At 58.7% G+C, this 18,354-nt stretch carries 17 protein-coding genes; 11 read left to right on the forward strand and 6 right to left on the reverse strand.

Annotated elements, in window-relative coordinates; genetic code table 11:
- Nucleotides 1-7: 7 nt before the first annotated feature.
- Nucleotides 8-688, reverse strand: coding sequence for a LuxR C-terminal-related transcriptional regulator (locus tag PXH66_RS07340; protein WP_330928826.1), 681 nt, complete (start codon nt 686-688; stop codon nt 8-10).
- Nucleotides 689-826: 138 nt separating this feature from the next.
- On the opposite strand from PXH66_RS07340, the gene PXH66_RS07345 reads away from it, so the two are divergent.
- Nucleotides 827-1,822 (forward strand): PEP-CTERM sorting domain-containing protein, encoded by a 996-nt coding sequence (locus PXH66_RS07345; protein ID WP_330928827.1) that lies wholly within the window; start codon nt 827-829, stop codon nt 1,820-1,822.
- Here PXH66_RS07345 and glmS read toward each other — a convergent pair.
- Complete coding sequence (gene glmS / locus PXH66_RS07350) at nt 1,809-3,662, reverse strand: glutamine--fructose-6-phosphate transaminase (isomerizing) (RefSeq protein WP_330928828.1); 1,854 nt, start codon at nt 3,660-3,662, stop codon at nt 1,809-1,811. The genes PXH66_RS07345 and glmS overlap by 14 nt on opposite strands.
- Before the next feature lie 82 nt (nt 3,663-3,744).
- Here glmS and PXH66_RS07355 point away from each other — a divergent pair, with 82 nt between their 5' ends.
- Nucleotides 3,745-5,034: a glucose-1-phosphate adenylyltransferase gene (locus PXH66_RS07355; protein ID WP_330928829.1), complete on the forward strand. Its 1,290-nt coding sequence runs from the start codon at nt 3,745-3,747 to the stop codon at nt 5,032-5,034.
- A 157-nt stretch (nt 5,035-5,191) separates the two neighbouring features.
- Nucleotides 5,192-6,556 (forward strand): hypothetical protein, encoded by a 1,365-nt coding sequence (locus PXH66_RS07360; RefSeq protein WP_330928830.1) that lies wholly within the window; start codon nt 5,192-5,194, stop codon nt 6,554-6,556.
- Here PXH66_RS07360 and PXH66_RS07365 read toward each other — a convergent pair.
- From PXH66_RS07365 to PXH66_RS07375, 3 genes are read right to left on the reverse strand one after another with little or no spacing between them, the layout of a single operon-like run.
- A complete protein-coding gene (locus PXH66_RS07365) occupies nt 6,553-7,848 on the reverse strand; it encodes an MFS transporter (protein WP_330928831.1) in 1,296 nt (431 codons plus the stop codon). The two genes, PXH66_RS07360 and PXH66_RS07365, sit on opposite strands and share 4 nt — an antisense overlap.
- Before the next feature lie 22 nt (nt 7,849-7,870).
- A complete protein-coding gene (locus PXH66_RS07370; protein WP_330928832.1) occupies nt 7,871-8,845 on the reverse strand; it encodes an N-acetylglucosamine-6-phosphate deacetylase in 975 nt (324 codons plus the stop codon).
- Nucleotides 8,842-9,621 (reverse strand): glucosamine-6-phosphate deaminase, encoded by a 780-nt coding sequence (locus PXH66_RS07375; protein ID WP_330928833.1) that lies wholly within the window; start codon nt 9,619-9,621, stop codon nt 8,842-8,844. Before PXH66_RS07375 ends, PXH66_RS07370 begins: the two co-directional genes overlap by 4 nt.
- 295 nt (nt 9,622-9,916) lie before the next feature.
- On the opposite strand from PXH66_RS07375, the gene PXH66_RS07380 reads away from it, so the two are divergent.
- A complete protein-coding gene (locus tag PXH66_RS07380) occupies nt 9,917-11,104 on the forward strand; it encodes an AGE family epimerase/isomerase (RefSeq protein WP_330932301.1) in 1,188 nt (395 codons plus the stop codon).
- A gap of 24 nt (nt 11,105-11,128) precedes the next feature.
- On the opposite strand, the gene ychF is transcribed toward PXH66_RS07380, so the two are convergent.
- Complete coding sequence (gene ychF / locus PXH66_RS07385) at nt 11,129-12,229, reverse strand: redox-regulated ATPase YchF (protein ID WP_345781724.1); 1,101 nt, start codon at nt 12,227-12,229, stop codon at nt 11,129-11,131.
- A 105-nt stretch (nt 12,230-12,334) separates the two neighbouring features.
- On the opposite strand from ychF, the gene rpsP reads away from it, so the two are divergent.
- From rpsP to PXH66_RS07420, 7 genes are all read left to right on the forward strand, one after another.
- Complete coding sequence (rpsP, locus tag PXH66_RS07390) at nt 12,335-12,622, forward strand: 30S ribosomal protein S16 (protein ID WP_330928836.1); 288 nt, start codon at nt 12,335-12,337, stop codon at nt 12,620-12,622.
- 81 nt (nt 12,623-12,703) lie between these two features.
- Nucleotides 12,704-13,396 carry a tRNA (guanosine(37)-N1)-methyltransferase TrmD gene (trmD, locus tag PXH66_RS07395; protein ID WP_345781727.1) on the forward strand — a complete coding sequence of 231 codons (693 nt, stop codon included), beginning with the start codon at nt 12,704-12,706 and terminating at the stop codon, nt 13,394-13,396.
- Nucleotides 13,380-13,745, forward strand: coding sequence for a 50S ribosomal protein L19 (gene rplS / locus PXH66_RS07400; protein ID WP_330928838.1), 366 nt, complete (start codon nt 13,380-13,382; stop codon nt 13,743-13,745). Before trmD ends, rplS begins: the two co-directional genes overlap by 17 nt.
- Nucleotides 13,746-13,924: 179 nt before the next feature.
- On the forward strand, nt 13,925-15,919 hold the full coding sequence (tkt, locus tag PXH66_RS07405; protein WP_330928839.1) for a transketolase: 1,995 nt from the start codon (nt 13,925-13,927) through the stop codon (nt 15,917-15,919).
- A gap of 127 nt (nt 15,920-16,046) precedes the next feature.
- Entirely contained in the window at nt 16,047-16,523 is a 477-nt protein-coding gene (locus tag PXH66_RS07410; RefSeq protein WP_330928840.1) for a Dps family protein, read from the forward strand.
- Between the two features lie 125 nt (nt 16,524-16,648).
- Entirely contained in the window at nt 16,649-17,194 is a 546-nt protein-coding gene (locus PXH66_RS07415; protein WP_330928841.1) for a MarR family winged helix-turn-helix transcriptional regulator, read from the forward strand.
- An 18-nt stretch (nt 17,195-17,212) separates the two neighbouring features.
- Nucleotides 17,213-18,334, forward strand: a complete 1,122-nt coding sequence (locus tag PXH66_RS07420) for an efflux RND transporter periplasmic adaptor subunit (RefSeq protein ID WP_330928842.1) — start codon at nt 17,213-17,215, stop codon at nt 18,332-18,334.
- The last annotated feature ends 20 nt before the right edge of the window (nt 18,335-18,354 follow it).

An 18,354-nucleotide genomic window follows, 5' to 3' on the forward strand; every position in this document is an offset into this window, starting at 1 on the left:
CTCGGGATCAAAGAGTGACGAGCCCGTGCCGCAAAGCGAAGTGCGTGAGCGCCACCACGTCATGCAAATCGAGTTTCTGGAGCACGTTTTTGCGGTGGGTCTTCACGGTATTTTCGGAAATTCCAAGACGATGCGATATCTCCTTTACCGAAAATCCCCGGGCGGATTCGCACACCACATCACGCTCGCGTGGTGTGAGCAATTGGAGCTGATCGGATGATTGAGTCAGTCCTTCCCGCAGTAGGGTAAGGGCGGATGGAGAGTAGAAAGGCAGACCGCTGGCCACCTGATTCAGCGCCGTCAACAGAATGTCGTAACTTTCCCCTTTGGATACAAACCCGAGAATTCCGACATCCAACGCGGCGCGCACGGCGGTTCCATCCCGGCGTGCGGTGATTGCGAGAATGCGTAAGTTGGGTGCGTCGCCCAACGCCCGCCGCGCCAGGTCGATGCCTGATTCATCGGGCAGACCCAAGTCCAGCACGGCGACATCGGGATCGGCGTTTATCAGCAGATTTGATGCTTCCGCCGCATTGGCTGCTTCACCGACGAGCTCATAGCGGGGAAGCCTTGCAATCGCCATGCCGACCATTTGCCGGAACATGACCTCATCTTCAACCACGACGGCGCGCAGCCGACGGCCGATGATAGGGTGGTCTTCGTTGGACTGAGACGTGGGGTCGTGCACGATGCCCTAGTCTCTTCGTGTCTTCGTCCGCAACTCAATGGCTTATTGCAAATGTGGTCTCACCCGAATGGGGGAGGTGTTCTGACCCAAAGGCGGGGCGATTTTGGCCAACGTTCTGCGATAAGCTTGGGGCGCACCATGAATACGCGCACCCTTACCCAATCGCTCGGCGGCGTTCTTCTGCTCGCTGGCTTGCTGCCTCTCCAGGCTCAATACGTTCTCCCTGGTGGATCCGACAATGAAATCGGATTCTCTGGTTCAATCGCCGACGCTGGCGTGACGGGATATCAGGGCGATGAAGCCGGCACCGTCGGCCATGCCTTGAACAGTCAAAACGCACCTAGCGCCATCGCCTACTACTATGTTGCAGGGCGTTCCGATGGGCCGGCCCCCACGTCGACTCCCTATGCCGCTGCGGCAACGACAGCCACCGGATTTACATTGTTTCAGGACACCTTGGGCACGCAGGGGTTTTCCCTGGCCGATGTCACGCTTCACTTCGGGCCGGCCAGCGCAAACTACGAGAACACGTGGAATTTAGGGCAGGACCGCAATGGTCTCATTTCAGCGACCGGGGCTTCGGCCAATGGCGGGGGGCTTTTGGGCGTTGATCACGAATGGGAAGGATGGAGCGGAAGCTCGGTAGAGGATCGTTATTATTCCGCCGATTCCTCCGAGGTTTTCTACTATCTCGCCGTGAATGGTATCCGTATCGTGGATATTGGATACGCGGATCTTTTCATGCGGGTCGACTATGGAGCTTCGACGAGCGGGTCGGATGACACCATCCAAGCTTATCACACCGTGACGGGAGTGAGTATTACGGAAGACTTTTTCGGACCGGAATACACCATTGCCGATGCGTTCGTCAGTGAGGTGAACGCAAACGGTGGTGGGCTTCAGGTGATCATCGACTCGGTGCAGACCGCCGTAAGCGGAACTTTCAGTTACAACGGCAATTTCGGAAGTCACTTCGCAATCGAGGGACGTCTCGCCGCAGTGGAATTGTCGGCGGTGCCGGAGCCGGGCACTTACGCCATCTGGATGGGCATGTTTGCGCTGACACTAGTTGGGGGAGGGCGCCGGCGTCGTTCGCCATTGCCGGCTGCTACCGGCACGGTTATTCCACGGTGACCGACTTCGCGAGGTTGCGGGGCTTGTCGACGTCGCAGCCCCGCTCCACCGCCACGTAATAGCTGAAGAGTTGCAGCGGAATCGTGGCGACAATGGGCAAAACCGCCTCGTGACAGGCGGGGATGGTGATGACATCGTCGGCCAAACCCTCAGGCAGCTCTGCATCGGAGGTGGTGATGGCGATGATCGGGCCGCCGCGGGCTTTGATCTCCTGCATGGAAGAGACGACCTTGTTGAAAATCTCGTTCTGGGGGACCAGGAAAACGGACGGGCACTCTTCGTTGATCAGCGCGATCGGACCGTGCTTCATTTCTGCCGCGGGGTAGGCTTCGGCGTGGATGTAGGAAATCTCTTTCAGTTTGAGGGCCCCTTCCAAGGCGATCGGAAACAGCTCCAATCGTCCCAGGAACAGCATGTCGTTAAAACCGGCGTATTTTTGCGCGATTGCTTTGATATGCGCAGCTTGCTTCAGGGTGGCGCGCACCAAGTCGGGCACACCTTTTAGCGCGGACACGATTTCCGTGCCGTCCCGGAAACTCATGTCCCGGATGCGACCCAAATGGAGCGCCAGCATGGCTCCAATAATCAGTTGGGAGGTGAATGCCTTGGTGGACGCCACGCCGATTTCCGGTCCGGCGTGTTGATAGATACCGCCGTTGGCCTCGCGGGCGATCGTCGACCCTACACCGTTGTTGATGGCCAGCACTTGAAAACCTTTGCGCTGGGCCTCACGCATGGCGGCAAGGGTGTCGATGGTTTCGCCAGACTGACTGAAGACAAAGAACAGGGTCTTCGCAAAAAGTGGGGTATTGCGGTAGCGAAATTCCGATGCGTGGTCGCACTCGACCGGCAGCCGGGCGAACCGCTCCACGAGATATTCAGTGACCATACCAGCGTGCAGCGCGGTGCCACAGGCACATATCATGAGTCGGCCCATACCCCGCAAATCTTGCACCGAAATATTGAGTCCGCCGAATACGGAGGTGGAGCCATCCGCGCTGAAACGTCCGCGCATGGCATTTTCGAGGGCTTCGGGCTGCTCGAAAATCTCCTTGAGCATGTAGTGCGGGTTCTCCCCGAGCTCCGAGTCCTCAATCGTCCACGTAACCTGGTCGATGACCGGCGAGACATCGGCTTGGTCCAGAGTGGAAATTTCAAACTCGTCATCGTTGATGGCGACGAGCTCACCGTCGTTGAGATAAACGACGTTTTGAGTGCGACTCACCAGAGCGGCCACGTCGGAGGCGATGACGAGCTCCTTTTTCCCGACGCCGAGAATCAGCGGAGACCCTTGGCGGGCCGCAATCAGCTCGCGAGGACAGTCGACGCAGAGCACGCAGATTCCGTAGGTGCCTTCCACATGGGACAAGGTGCGGCGCACGCTCTCCAAGAGGCGCGAACCTCCGGTCGTCGATTCAGGCTCCTTGGCGAAATGGTAGGCGATCAGATTACACAATACCTCGGTGTCGGTTTCCGATTTGAACGAGTAATCTTTCGACAACAGAAATTTCCGAATCGCCGCGAAGTTTTCGATCACACCGTTGTGGATCAGCGCAATTTTTCCGTCGCTGGAAACGTGAGGGTGGGCGTTCGCGTCGGTGACACCGCCATGCGTGGCCCAGCGGGTGTGGCCGATCCCGCAGGACCCCGTCAATGTTTGGGCGCGGGTGCTTTTAGTCAGCTCGTCCACCCGGCCGCGTTTCTTTGCCACGGTGAATGCGTCATCTTCGAGCACGGCGACACCCGCAGAATCGTAGCCACGATATTCCAGGCGTTTAAGTCCTTCCAAAATAATGGGGGCGGCCTTTGATTTGCCCACGTAGCCGACGATTCCACACATAGATTTTACGTTATTGTTCTGGCGAAACTATCGACCGGCGTAATCGTGGAGCAAGGTATTTGAACCCCACCAACCCAACCCAATGAGTTCTGAAAAAAAAGTAGTGGCTGTCGTCATGGGCGGCGGTCGCGGCACCCGTCTTCACCCCCTTACGACCGAGCGCTGCAAACCGGCGGTTCCGCTGGCAGCCAAGTATCGCTTGGTCGATATTCCGATCAGCAACTGTATCAATTCGAGCATTAATCGGATTTTCATTCTGACGCAGTTTCATACGGCCTCGCTGCACCGCCACATTCAGAACACCTACCACTTTGACCCCTTTGGGGGAGGTTTCGTGGACATTCTTTCCGCTGAGCAAACCGATAAAACCAGCGACTGGTATCAAGGCACGGCCGACGCGGTGCGGCGGAATTTGCAACACCTACGCAACGAGGAGCACGATTACGTTTTGATCCTTTCGGGCGATCAGCTGTATCGCATGGACTTTTCCAAAATCATAGCTGAGCACGCCTCCACCGGGGCCGACGTCACGATAGCCGCGATGCCGATTCCCGTCTCCAAGATCGAGGGACTGGGCCTGATGGGGGTTGATGACGATCTTCAGATCACCAAATTTGCGGAGAAGCCCAAGGATCCCGCGGTGATCGATGGTTTGGCGATGGGCCAGGCTCTCGAGGCAAAGCTGGGCAACACCGATCCTGCGGAAAAGCGCTGTTTGGCTTCGATGGGCATCTACGTGTTTAATCGCAAGGCGCTCGATGATGCGTTGGCCAATGACATGACCGATTTTGGCAAGGAAGTGATTCCCAGCCTGCTTGGCGTCAAGCAGCTCAACGCCTATGCATTTGAGGGCTATTGGGAGGACATCGGAACCGTGCGCGCCTTTTTTGAAACCAATCTGGCGATCACCGACGCGTTGCCCCCGTTCGATTTCTTTGATGAGAGCGCGCCCATTTACACGCGGAATCGTTCTCTGCCGCCGTGCAAAATCAACAACAGTGCGGTTAAAAACGCCGTGCTGGGCGACGGATGCATCATCGAGGATTCCACCATTACGCGCGCAGTGATTAGTTCCCGCTCGTTTGTGCGTTCCGGTTGTGTGCTGGAGGATGTCGTGATGATGGGCTCGGACAGCTATGAGTCCGCCGCTGATTTCGAACGCAATGCGGCCGCGAGCATTCCTCATTTCGGCCTCGGCCATGACTGCCGCATCAAAGGCGCTATCATCGACAAGAACACCCGTATCGGAGACCGCGTCGTTCTCTCGCCCCATGGCAAGCAGGATGGGGTCTACCAGCACGGCGTGGTGATTCGTGACGGCGTGTTGGTCGTGCCCAAGGGGGTGACGATTCCGCACGGCTTCGAGCTTTGATCGCGCGGGGTGAGACGGCGGTCCCAAACCGTGCGCTCTCGCCGCGTCGTCAACAGTTCGGACCACGCAGATCTCGCCTCCGTCAAAGAAGCGGGAACAGTGATGCTCGATTCCGCGTCCCACGGGGTGATTCCCCAACCCTGAACTCAGCTACCCCATGTGTTTTCGTTCCCCGCTCAAATGCCATTTCGGTGTATTCCTAGGATTGGCGATTTCGTTGTTCGCCCAGGATCAATCCAAGCCGTTCCGTTTGTTCGTGGGCGTCGATTTGTTGATAAAATCGCCAGACGAGAGTTATCGTCAGGTGGACAGTATTAAATCCGATCAGGTGGTCCTTGCGGAGGAAGGATTACCCCAAATCAAGCTTCGAGACGCCGGAGCCTTCAGCTGGGATCGATCCACGAAGATAAGTCGCGCCCCGATCGTTATCGCCGATTTTGAACAGCATCGCGCCTACACGCTGCGCAACGACAAGGCGATGCAGTATATGAACACTCAGAACCACATGGCGATTTACCAGCAGGAGAAGACGGACGCGGCCCGGCTGGAACGCAGCGACAAGGCCAGCGTGCAACAAGCTGCACGCACCGCGCAGGGCTATGTCGATCAAGCGATCAAAGACGGCATGATTGTGAATGAACGAACCATTGAGGCGGTGGCAGCGTTCAATGCCTCCGCCGACGCCGACCTACTCGTCGCTACCGACGATATGTCGGACCAGTTTTTCGAAACCGACTCGATCACTTCCGACCAGACCTTCCTCGATCGCGCGCAAAGTGCCGCCAGCGAAGGAGGCCACGACGCGCTGGACCTCGAATTCAAAATATCGTCGCCCGTGCCGATCGCCAATGCCTACGCGGTCATCATGGGCGCGGTGACGCAAGACGAGGAAAAGGGCGTGATTACATTCTACCATCCCATCGGGGCGGTTGGCCCGCAGCCGCGTAAAATCAAGATTAGGAAAACGGGATTTAAACCCGGATTCACCATCGAAGATGTGCAATTGCATCTTTACGTCCACGGCAAGGAACTCGCGACCAACCTGTCGGAACGCGCCATCGATATGACCCGTGAGCAGGCGCGAGAGTTTTTACTGTTGTCCCACCTCGCGGATCACACCCTCGACACCGTCGATCCCGAAGCGGTTTGGACGCTGGTTCCGGCGACGCTGCTCGCTGCCAAGGACGGGGCGTCGTTCAACTACCCGGTTATCGTCAATGTGGACTCCGACGGCAGTGTGATCAGTATTCACGATTCGGAGACCGACGCCCGCGCTTACCTGGCGGAGATCCATAATGCCTCCGACTTACGGTCGAAAGCCACCCCTGGAAAAACCGCCGGCTCGCTGAGCGAAGCCGTGCGCACGGCTTCCAGGGATGTGCCGGTCACGATCGACCAAACCGGCCGCCTGCCCGATAACGTCGTGGCGGCCATGCGGGAGATGATATTTCTGCCCGCGCTGGAACTGGGTGTGCCCTTGCCGGGCACAACCCGAGTGAATTTGGCGGACTTTTTCCGTTAAGCGACCACCGGGGATGGGGATCCGGGAGCGCGGATCACACCCAATTTGCCGATCAAGATCGAGACGAGTGTGAAGGCGGCCAGGTGCATGAACGCACTCACGACAAAGACCGGAGTGAATGAAACGTTTTGCACGGTCCAGCCGATCGCTTGTTGCGACAAGATACCGACGATCCCGCCGAACATGCCGGCAAACCCGGTAACGGAACCCACGACATGTTTGGGGAACACTTCGGCGGGCAATGTCATGTTGGCCCAGGCGGCGTGAGCGAACATCGCGACGCTGATCATGCCGACGGCGGCCGTCGCGCTGGGCAGGGAAATGATGGCCCACAGGGCCAGCGGCATGACACACGAAGCCACGAACATGGTCGTTTTGCGAGCCCGGTTGAGCGACCAACCATGGCGCATCAACAAGCCCGGAATCGCGCCGCCGGATAGATTGCCCAGCGCGAGCGCGACAAACGGAATCCAACCGTATTTGCCAATGTCCGACAGGTCGAAGCCGCGCTCCTGTTGGAGAAACTTGGGGGTCCAAAAAATGAAGAAATAAGAAATGGGGTCGGTCAGCATGCGGGCGGCGAAACACCCCCAGGCGCGGCGATCCTTGAGCAGAGTAGGGATAGGAACCGCTTTGGGTTCGACCTCCGTCCGATCGCCGTCGGATTCGATGTGAGCGAGTTCCGCCTCCTTCAGCCACGGGTGTTGGCGCGGGAGTCGGTAACAAAAGGCCCATATTACCACCCAAACGAGGCCGAGAGCGCCACCCACGATGAAAGCCCATCGCCAGCCCCAGCTCAGGGCGATCCATGACACCAACGGCGCGGCAATGCCGGCGCCGATGGCAGTGCCGGCGTTGAAGATCCCCACCGCCACCGCTCGTTCCCGCAGTGGAAACCACTCGGTGACTGCGCGCAAACCGCCGGGAAAACTCGCGGGTTCCGTCGCGCCGAGAAAGAACCGGCAGACGGAAAACTGTGCAGCCGTGCGTGCGAACGCATGCGCCATGTTCGAGAGCGACCAACCGGTCACAAAAATCAAAAACGACCATCGGCTGCCCAGCACATCCACCAGCCGTCCGCAGACGGCATACATCACGGTGTAACTGATTAAGAATGCCGAGGTGATGTTCGCATATTGCATCGTGGTGATGCCGAGCTCGTCCTGGATGGTTTGCGCGAGAACCGACAACGTCTGGCGATCCAGATAATTGAGTTCCGAGGCGAGACACAGCAGCACCACGATATACCAGCGCAGACCGCGAACTTTGAACTTGGAGGTGGATTCGGACATGGGTGAAGCGTGTTCGATGGGTTCAGGTTTCAGTCTGACAGATGGTGAGTGCGTAAGTGGAAGCATCCCACTCGATCGTAACGGTGCCGGTCGGCTCCAGTCCGATGGCCGCCGCTGGTCGAAGGGAAGCCAATGGCCAGACCACCTGCAGGCTCAGGTCGCACCATGCGCAAGTGCGGGTCACGGCGTCATCGAGAGTAAGGGCCGATCCCGCGAGATTGGTCGCCCCGATCTGGGTGACTTTTCGGGCCGCATTCAACTGCACCGGAACATGCCCGATGGAGTATTCTCCGGGTGGAGCTGCGGCCGCCGCCACGGCGTCGGTGACCAAAATAGTGCGTTCCAGTCCCTTGGCTTTGACCATCGTGCGCACCACTTCGCGTGGCAGATGGAAACCATCGACAATCAAGCAGGCGGCCAGTTCGTCGTGGGAAAGCTGCGGCCAGATCACGTTGGCATGGCGTTCCATCTGCGTGGAACAGCCGTTGCCGAGATGAGTGGAAAGCGTGGCACCCGCCGTAACGGCATCGCGAATACACGCCGCGTTGGCGGCGGAGTGACCGATTCCCACCACCACGTTGTTTTCAACCAAATAGCCGATCAGGTCCATCGCCCCCGGCACTTCGGGAGCAAGCGTGACGAGTTTGATTTTTCCCTCCGCCGCGTCCTGGCGATGTTTGAAATCTTCGATGGACGCCGCCGTGACGGATACGAGGGGATGCGCTCCGCGCGGGCCATCGCTCGGGGAAATATATGGTCCCTCCATGTGGAGACCGGCGATCATGGGATCGGAGGAACGCACCAGATTGCGGGCGCAGGCGGCGAAGTGCTCCCGCGATGACGTGATGATGGTCGGAAGACACTGCGTCACGCCGGTGGCCCGCATGGCGTCGAAGGATTGGATCAGTTGCTCCCCGCCGATGTCGGGAAGGTTGTAGTCAATACCGGCAAAGCCGTTGACGTGGAGGTCGAACAGCCCCGGTAGCGTCAATTTCATGACGACAGGACGTGAGCTGCGCGGAACGCGTCACTGAGTTCCGAAGCGCCGGCTTCGTCGAAATAGAAGTGATTGCCGGGGTGTTGTCGCAGAATCGAAGCGGGCGCATCCGGTGAAATGGGCCCCTCCAGACAGCGGGCGGCAGCGGCGGCCTTACGCGTATCGGGCACGAGGGTGATGACGGCGTTGGTCTTGAGCAGCTGTTGCACGGAAAGCGTAATCGCCTGGCGGGGAACATCGTCGAATGTCGGGAACCAGCCTTCGCTGAATTGCTGGCGACGGCAGGCGTCGTCCAATTCCACGATGAGGTAAGGCGCTTCCGCCGTAAAATTGGCGGGCGGGTCGTTGAAGGCGACATGGCCGTTCTCGCCGATGCCGGCAAACACCACATCGATGGGACCCGACTGCAGGTCCCGGCCCACCGTGGCGCAGGTCTCGGCGGGGTCGGATTCGCCGTCGAGCAAATGATAGCGAGTGATGCCGGTGGGACGAATCAGACGCTCCAGCAGGTAGCGTCGAAAACTCGCCGGATGCTCGATCGAAAGACCGATGTATTCGTCGAGGTGAAACATCTCCACCCGGGACCAATCGATGCCGGCCGTGCCAACCAAGGCCTCCACAAACTCTATTTGGGATGCGCCCGTGGCGGCAATGATGCGCGCTTCACCGCGTTGAGCGATGGCGTCTTTGATAATTCGAGCAGCATGGTCAGCGGCGGCAGCGGCGGCGGACGGGCGATCCGGGTAGATTCTCAGCGGAGGAAACGGTTCGTTCATCAATGGGGTTTGTATTTCGATTATGCTTCGCGGTCGCGAGGTGAAAGTCCGATTTTGGTGAGAAAAATGGAATGAAATTTCACCAGGAGGCGCAGCCGGAGTATTAAGCATGTAACTACCGCAAAAGACGCACTCGAAGAGTGAAATTTCACGGACGAATTTCGGCGGATTTGAGGCTCGTCTCGACGGCATTCCGCCGCTCGTTTGGGGGCCGAACATGGCGCTGAACCGCATGAAACATGAAGCTGCCGGACGGGAGGCAATCAGGAGTATTCGATCCAATGATACGGGGGCGATGGCACGCTGGTTGCGCGAGCACCTGTTCGATCACATCCTGCCATTTTGGGAAAAGGCGGGCGGAAACCTCGAGGCGGGGTTACCCACCTGCATCGCCGATGACGGCACGCTGTTGAGCTCGGATCGTTGGCTGTGGAGTCAGTGGCGGGCGGTGTGGGTGTTTGCCCGGATATACAATTCCCTGGACCGGGACCCAAAGTGGTTGGAACGGGCGCGTCGAGTGGCGGCGTTTTCCTGTCAATACGGTTGGTTGAGTGAAGAAAAAGGCTGGGCGCTGTTGCTGGATGAGTCCGGTGCCGTGAAGCGTGGCTATGAGAGCGTTTATGTGGACGCGTTCGCCGTTTACGGATTGACCGAGCTCGCAGTCGCTTCGGGCGAATCCGTATGGTTGGAGCGCGCACGGGAGACGGCGGATGCGGCCATGCGGCGCTGCCAACAGTGGGGTGACCGTGTGCCACACTTTCCTTACCCGATTCCGCCGGGCGCCAAACCGCATGGTTTGCCCATGATCTGGTCGCTCAAATTAGCCGGACTCGGACAAGTCACCGGCGAGCCGCTTTATGCGGAGATGGCGCAAGGCATGCTGGCCGAAATTGACCGTGATTTCTACCGGACCGAGGAGGACCGGTTGTTTGAAACGGTGAGCCGCGATGGTTCCCGTTATCCGGGGGCTCCGGGGAGTGTAACCGTGCCGGGGCATGCCATCGAAGGCATGTGGTTCCAACGCCTGGTTGCCCACGAGCTCGGGGACGCCCCGATTTCAATGGCCGAAACATGGCGCCGGGTCCGACGGCATTTGGAGCTCGGGTGGGACCCGGCGGGAGGGGGAGGTTTGCTTTTAGCGGTCGATGGCTCCGGTCCAGCGTCGACGGCCGGCTGGGCGTTCGGTGATACCAAATTGTGGTGGCCGCACACGGAAGCGTTGTTTGCGGCACTACTGGGGTGGCACGAAACCGGCGAAAGCAGTTGGCTCGACTGGTATGAGCGCATGTGGGGACTTTGTTTTGAGCGCTACGTCGATTGGGAAAACGGTGAGTGGAGGCAAAAATTGCACCGCGATTTGTCACCCATGACCGGCACGATCGCGCTGCCCGTGAAGGACCCGTTTCACTTGCCGCGAAGTTTGATCCTGCAAATTGAGTTGTTGGAAAACAAAACACCGCCGCGAGTAGCGACGGTGTCGTAAGTTCCAACGGCAAGGGAAGGGCGCTTAGTTGGCAAAGCGGAAGACCGCCACGTCGCCGTCCTTGAAGACGTATTCCTTGCCCTCGAGGCGATACTTGCCGGCGTCGCGGGCGGCGGACACGCTGCCGAGTGAGGATAGGTCGGTGTAGGCCACCACCTCGGCCTTGATGAAGCCCTTTTCGAAATCGGTGTGGATGACGCCGGCGGCTTGCGGAGCCTTGCAGCCGACGGGAATGGTCCAGGCCCGCACTTCTTTTTCACCCGCCGTGAAATACGTCTGGAGCCCGAGCAGGGCGTAGGCCTCGCGAATCAACATCGATACGCCGGAATCCTGCACGCCGAGATCGGCCAAAAATTCCTTCGCCTCCTCCGGTTCCAGATCGATCAACTCGAACTCGATTTTCGCGCTGATCGGCACGTAGGCGGCGTCATGGTGCGTGCGGACAAATTCAGCGACCTTTTGCACGAATGGATTGGCGTCGGCGTCGGCGAGATCGCTTTCGGCAACGTTGCACGCGTAGAGCACGGGCTTGGCGCTGAGGAGTTGAAAAAACGGGATGATCTTCGCTTCGGCTTCGTCGAGTTCGAGGATGTTGGCGGGTTTACCTTCGTTGAGATGGGGTTCGAGTCGTTGCAACAGGGCGAGTTCGGCCATGGCTTCCTTGTCACCACCGCGCGCCTTCTTGGTCGTCTTTTCGATGCGTTTGGTGACGGTTTCGTAGTCGGCCAAAATAAGTTCGGTGGAAATAACCTCGATGTCGCGCACCGGATCAACGGAGCCCATGTTGTGAATTACATCATCATCCACAAAGCAGCGCACCACATGGATGATGGCGTCGACTTCGCGAATGTTGGCCAGGAACTGATTGCCGAGACCCTCGCCCTTGCTCGCTCCGGCCACCAGACCGGCAATATCGACAAACTCAATGGCGGCCGGGATGACCACCTGCGTCTTGGCGATGCCTTGCAGCACGCCCAAACGCTCGTCCGGCACGGTGACGACCCCGACATTGGGATCGATCGTGCAAAAGGGATAGTTGGCTGCCTCCGCCTTGCGGGAGCGGGTAACAGCATTAAAGAGAGTGGACTTGCCCACGTTTGGTAGACCAACGATTCCGGCTTTCATAAAGGGTCGAGCAGACTCCGGGGAGTCGGGGCTTGACAAGCCATTTGTCGCAAGGTGCATTCCTCAACTTTTCGCAAGCAACTAGACCGTTTTTGTAACACTTCCATGGCCCTTAAAATTCGCCTCTCCCGTATCGGCACGACGCACGCACCCGTTTACCACGTGGTGGTTGCGGAAGCTCGCTCCCGCCGTGATGGCCGGGCGGCCGAGATTCTCGGCACCTATAATCCTCGCGCAAAAGGTGAACAGCTCACCCTGAACGTCGAACGTGCTGACTACTGGATCAGCCAAGGTGCGAAGCCGACCGATACCGCCAATTCTCTCATCAAGCAGGCTCGCAAGGCAGCCCCCGCCGCCACGACCGAGGTCGCTGCGGCTGAGACTGAGGCCTGATTCAGTCACCCACTGCTTTGATTTTTCGATCGCCCCGGCTTAGTCCGGGGCGATTTTGTTTATACCCTTCACGCCATGGCTCTGCGCATCGATGTTCTGACGCTTTTCCCGCGCATGCTCGACGGCTTCCTGGCCGAGAGCATTTTGGGACGAGCTGTGCAGGCGGGGTTGATCGAAGTTGGCGTCAACGACCTCCGCCAGTGGTGCACCGACAAGCACCGCACCGCCGATGATCGTCCCTTCGGCGGCGGTGCTGGCATGGTTCTCAAACCCGAGCCGGCGATTGCGGCGATCGAAGCGATACAGACCCCGGGATGCCGCCGTATTTATCTTACGCCGGATGGTGAGCCATTCAGCGAATCGATCGCACGTGAATTATCCACGGAGCAACACCTCGTGTTATTGAGTGGTCACTATGAAGGAATCGACCAACGGATTCGCGAAGAAGTGATCGATCGCGAGATTAGTATTGGCGATTATGTCCTTACCAACGGGACACTTCCGGCGGCGGTGCTCATCGATGCGGTCGCTCGTTTCATCCCCGGAGTATTGGGCGAGGAAAAGTCATTGACGCACGAATCCTTCACCGGCAAGTTGCTCGACTTTCCTCAATACACGCGTCCCGCGGAGTTTAGAGGCAAGTCCGTTCCAGAGGTTCTCCTCTCTGGAAATCACGGAGAAATCGAGAAGTGGCGCTTGGCGCAACGGATCGAAAAGACCCGCCAAGTTCGTCCAGATTTATTTAAACACTACCGTCATGAATCCCATCATTAAAGAGGTTACCGCTTCGCATCTGAAGTCGGACGTCACCGACTTCCGGGTCGGAGACGGCGTCCGTGTTCACACCAAAGTGCGCGAGGGCGACAAAGAGCGTATCCAGATTTTCGCGGGTATCGTCATCGCTCGCAAGGGCGGCGGCATTGCCGAAGCGTTCACGGTCCGTCGCATCAGCTACGGCGAAGGCGTGGAGCGCGTTTTCCCGCTGCACTCCCCGAACATTGAGAAGATCGAGCTCGATCGCGCCTCGGTGCCGATGCGTGCCCGTCTTTACTACCTGCGTGATCGCAAGGGTAAGGCCGCTATGGCGATCAAGGCCAAGCGCTACGATTCTGCAAAAGCCTGACAATAACAGGCTAGGCGCGCCATCCCGTCGCGCTTTTTACATTTAAGGCGAGCCCAGTTGGGCTCGCCTTTTGTTTTTAACATCGTTGGCCCGACTTCTGCGTTGCACCACACCCCGCAGCCTCGTCGTCTAGCGGGCCCGGTATTTCGCCGGACCTAAATCCTGCTCTCTGCTGATACATGAAGTTGAACTCCGAGATTCTCGCTCTAGCTGCTAATCAGGCACGTGGCCTGGCCATCGATGCCGTCCACCAGTGCTCCTCCGGTCACTTGGGTTTGCCCCTGGGCACCGCCGAAATTGGGGCCGTCCTCTACGGAAACGCCCTGGTGCACAACCCCGCCGAGCCACGTTGGCTTAATCGCGATCGGTTTGTGCTCTCGGCCGGTCATGGCTCGATGTTCCTTTACAGCTGGCTGCACCTGAGCGGCTTCGACGTCTCGCTCGACGACCTCAAGGCATTCCGTCAACTGCACTCCAAAACCCCGGGACATCCCGAGTTTCGTGAGACCCCCGGCGTTGAGGCGACGACGGGTCCACTCGGCCAAGGTATCGCCAATTCGGTCGGCTTTGCCATGTCCGGCAAGATGGCGGCGGCGCGTTTCAATACCGAGGAGCATACCATTTTTGACCACCATGTGGTCTGTCTCGCCGGCGACGGCTGCATGCAGGAGGGAGTTGCCCTGGAGGCGATCTCTTTTGCCGGGCACAACAAGCTCGATAACCTCATCCTGATCTACGATTCCAATGACGTCACGCTCGACGCCATGGCGGACAAGACGCAGAGCGAGAATACCGCCGCGCGTTTCAAGTCCATTGGTTGGGACGTCATCACATTGACCGACGGCCACGATCTCGCCGCGATTCTCAAAGCGGTCAATCGCGCCAAGAAGGCCAAGTCCGGCAAACCGCAGATCATCATCGCAAAGACCGAAATTGGTCGGGGCATCCCCGAGGTCGCCGGCACCGCCAAAGGTCACGGTGAAGGTGGCGCGAAGTTTGCCGAAGCCGCTCGCGCGGGTCTCGGTCTTCCCGCCGACGAATTGTTCTACGTCAGCGATGACGTGCGCGAATATTTTGCCGCCCACAAGAAACGGGGTGCCCGCCAATACAACAAGTGGAAGAAGACCTACAAAGCGTGGGCCGCCGCCAATCCTGAACAAGCAGCGCTCCTCGAGAGCCGCGATGCCGAGATCACCGCGTCGGATTTGCTGGCCAGCATCCCGGCTTTCCCCGCCGACACCAAGCTCGCCAGCCGCGCGGCCGGTCGCGATGTGCTGCAGCCCATCGCCGCAGCCCAGCCACTCGTGATTTCGGGCAGCGCCGATCTCTACGGTTCGACGCTCAACTACATCAAGGACGCGACCGATTTCGACCCGACCAATCCCGCGGGTCGCAACATTCGCTACGGCATCCGCGAGCATGCCATGGCCGCCATCAACAATGGCATCGCCTATGATGGGATCTTCCACACGTCGTGCGCCACCTTCCTCGTGTTTGCCGACTATTCGCGTCCCGCCATGCGCATCGCGGCTCTCGCCGGACTGCCCGTGGTTTACATTTATACGCACGACTCCGTCGGCGTGGGCGAAGACGGTCCGACCCACCAGCCGGTGGAAACGGTCTCCGGTTTGCGCGTGATCCCCAATCTCGATGTGATTCGCCCCGGTGATCCCGAGGAAGTCGCGGGCGCTTTTGCGGCAGCCTTCGCTCGCAAGGATGGTCCCACGTTGCTCGCCCTGACCCGTCAGGCCATGCCGATTCAAAACGATATCGCCCTCGACACCCGACGCACCGGTGTGGAGCAAGGCGCTTACATCGCTGTGCAGGAAACCGAACCCTTGACGCACATCCTGATGGCGTCCGGTTCGGAGCTGGATCATGCGATCAAGGCCGCCGGCACCCTCGGTGCCTCGGTGCGCGTCGTGTCCGTGCCGTGTTTCGAACGCTTCCTCCGGCAGTCTGCGGAATACCAGGAAAGCGTGCTGCCGTCCTCGTGTCGCAAGCGCGTCGCCATCGAGGCGGGAGTGACCGGACTCTGGGCGCAATTCGTGGGTCTCGATGGTAAGGTGATCGGCATCGATCGCTTTGGCCTGAGCGCTCCCGGTGGCACGGCGATGAAGGAACTCGGTATTACCGCCGAAGCCGTGGTTGAAGCCGCGCAATCGCTGGGCTGACCGTTAGCCAGTATCAATTCCCCGGTTTAGTTGGTTCTGATCGGGTGAGGGGAGTCTGCCACGGCGGGCTCCCCTCTTTCTTTTTAGACTCGGTTGCGAAGCGAGACGGTTTGACTCATCTTATGGGATGAAAACCAACATTGGTATTTCCGCCAAATCTCGTTCGGCGGTGGCCGCTATCCTCGCCACGGTTCTGGCCGATGAAACCGTGCTCTACACGAAGACCCGCAACTTTCACTGGAACGTGAAAGGACCTCGTTTTCATGATTTACATCTCTTTTTCGAGGAACTCTACACCGGCAGCGAACAAACTCGGGATGACATCGCCGAACGTATTCGGGCGCTGGGGCTGGCGGCTCCGGGCAGTTTGAAACAGCTTTTGCAGCTGACTCGGATGGAAGAAGAAGATTCTACCGATCTCACCGCCGATAAGATGATCAAAATTCTGCTCAAAGATCAGGAGACGTTCATTCGAAACCTGCGGGCGGACATTGCCGTGATAGAAGATGATCACGAAGACGTCGGCACGGCGGATTTTCTCACCGGATTGCTGGCGGCGCATGAGAAAAGCGCCTGGATGCTGCGGTCAGCGGCCGAAGCGTAACCGGACTCGTCGAGACCGAAGGGTTCCCGCCGGAATCATTTTTAGATTATTTCAGGAAAGCACTTGCTGAAAATAGTTAGGAAGCTAACTATCAGGCAAATCAGTCGCCTGACATGCCACTTCTCATGCTCAAAGATCTTCCGCACTACGAGTGCCTGCTGGAATGCGCCAAGCACTTCCCGGATTTGGATCCTGCCGCCAGTGGCTTGTTTATGAACATGTTGCGCACCGCGGACGAGCTGTTTGCGATCAAGAGTGATTTTTTGCAGCGTCACAATACGTCGAACGGTCGTTTCACGGTCCTGATGCTTTTATCCGCCGCCGGTCCCGCCGAAGGCGAATGCGCGCCCCCGCGGAGCCCGGCGGCTTTGGCTGAGATGGCAGGAGTCACCAGGGCGACGATGACGGGTCTGATTGATACCTTGGAGCGTGATGGCTTTGTGCGCCGTGAAGCAGATCCCCACGATCGGCGGGCGATGTTGGTGCATCTGACCACTCAGGGAGAAGCGTTCACTCGCGAGTTATTGCCGGGGTATTTTCGCCAGGTCACCGCCATCATGGCGCCGCTTCAAAGATCCGAACAAGAGGAGCTGATGCGGTTGTTGATGAAGGTGCGCCGAGGCATCGCAACTGCTAGCCAAGTGGAGGCTGCAGAGACTTCGTCCGTTTAATTTTAAATTCCTGTTACCATGATCAAAAAGTTCATCATCGCATTTATCGGCTTCATTTTGGTCGTCGCCGCCCTCGGCGCGGTTAAAGCCGCGCAAATCAAGGAAATGATGGGAGCCAATTTTGGCCAACCCATCACGGCAGTCAGCACGGCGGAAGCAACCGTCCAGGAGTGGAATCCTGTGATACAATCAATCGGCTCATTGGCCCCGATTCAGGGCGTGACCATCAGTGCCGAACTCGAAGGTGCCGTGACGGAAATTTTGGTCGGCAACGGGGCCGCCGTGGAGAAGGGCGATTTGCTGGTGACTTTGGACACGACCATTGAAACGGCGCAACTCGAAGCGGCCGATGCCCGCGCCGAACTTGCCCGCCTACAGCGCAGTCGTGCGCAGGAGCTCGGGGCGAAGAACACGATCAGTCAGTCCGAGATCGACGGTGCCGTCGCCCAATACGCCCAGGCCAAGGCGGATGTTGCCGCCCTCAAGGCGACGTTGGACAAGAAAGCGGTGCGCGCCCCCTTCAGTGGTCGCGTTGGTATTCGCACGGTCAATGTCGGCCAATTTGTCAGCCGGGGAACGGCGCTCATGCCGCTGCAAAAACTCGATGAAGTCTTCGTCAACTTCTATGTGCCCCAGCGCGAAATGCCCAAACTCGGCTTGAATCAGGCGGTCACCGTCAAGATCGATGCGTTTCCCGAGGAAGAATTCACGGCGCACATCACGGCCATCAACCCGGTGGTGGATACCGCCACCCGCAATGTAGCGGTGCAGGCGACTCTGCCCAATCCGGATGAACGGCTCCGCGCCGGTATGTTCGCTCAGTTGGAAGTGGTGCTGCCGCAGGTCGATCGTCTGGTGGTGGTGCCGTCCACCGCCGTGGCTTACGCGAGCTATGGCAATTCCGTCTATGTCGTGGAGACGATGAAGGATGCCGAAGGTCAGGAGTATCTCGGGGTGCGCCAACAACCCGTTACATTGGGTCGCAAGCGCGGAGACCTGGTGGCGGTGCTCGAAGGCCTCGAGGGCGGGGAAGTGGTTGCTTCCGCCGGCGTCTTCAAACTGCGCAATGGTCTGCCCGTGCAGATCAACAACAAGGTCCAGCCTTCCGCCTCGGTGAACCCGATGCCGGACAACACCTGATCGCGCGCTCCCGATACGTT

The organism is Synoicihabitans lomoniglobus (assembly GCF_029023725.1).
Classification (GTDB): Bacteria; Verrucomicrobiota; Verrucomicrobiia; order Opitutales; family Opitutaceae; genus Actomonas; species Actomonas lomonigloba.

Bases quoted from the DNA above. Each gene is read 5' to 3' on its own strand.
- PXH66_RS07345 (WP_330928827.1), top strand. From the start codon at position 827: ATGAATACGCGCACCCTTACCCAATCGCTCGGCGGCGTTCTTCTGCTC.
- glmS (WP_330928828.1), bottom strand. From the start codon at position 3,662: ATGTGTGGAATCGTCGGCTACGTGGGCAAATCAAAGGCCGCCCCCATT.
- PXH66_RS07355 (WP_330928829.1), top strand. From the start codon at position 3,745: ATGAGTTCTGAAAAAAAAGTAGTGGCTGTCGTCATGGGCGGCGGTCGC.
- PXH66_RS07360 (WP_330928830.1), top strand. From the start codon at position 5,192: ATGTGTTTTCGTTCCCCGCTCAAATGCCATTTCGGTGTATTCCTAGGA.
- PXH66_RS07365 (WP_330928831.1), bottom strand. From the start codon at position 7,848: ATGTCCGAATCCACCTCCAAGTTCAAAGTTCGCGGTCTGCGCTGGTAT.
- PXH66_RS07370 (WP_330928832.1), bottom strand. From the start codon at position 8,845: ATGAAATTGACGCTACCGGGGCTGTTCGACCTCCACGTCAACGGCTTT.
- PXH66_RS07375 (WP_330928833.1), bottom strand. From the start codon at position 9,621: ATGAACGAACCGTTTCCTCCGCTGAGAATCTACCCGGATCGCCCGTCC.
- PXH66_RS07380 (WP_330932301.1), top strand. From the start codon at position 9,917: ATGGCACGCTGGTTGCGCGAGCACCTGTTCGATCACATCCTGCCATTT.
- ychF (WP_345781724.1), bottom strand. From the start codon at position 12,229: ATGAAAGCCGGAATCGTTGGTCTACCAAACGTGGGCAAGTCCACTCTC.
- rpsP (WP_330928836.1), top strand. From the start codon at position 12,335: ATGGCCCTTAAAATTCGCCTCTCCCGTATCGGCACGACGCACGCACCC.
- rplS (WP_330928838.1), top strand. From the start codon at position 13,380: ATGAATCCCATCATTAAAGAGGTTACCGCTTCGCATCTGAAGTCGGAC.
- tkt (WP_330928839.1), top strand. From the start codon at position 13,925: ATGAAGTTGAACTCCGAGATTCTCGCTCTAGCTGCTAATCAGGCACGT.
- PXH66_RS07410 (WP_330928840.1), top strand. From the start codon at position 16,047: ATGAAAACCAACATTGGTATTTCCGCCAAATCTCGTTCGGCGGTGGCC.
- PXH66_RS07415 (WP_330928841.1), top strand. From the start codon at position 16,649: ATGCTCAAAGATCTTCCGCACTACGAGTGCCTGCTGGAATGCGCCAAG.
- PXH66_RS07420 (WP_330928842.1), top strand. From the start codon at position 17,213: ATGATCAAAAAGTTCATCATCGCATTTATCGGCTTCATTTTGGTCGTC.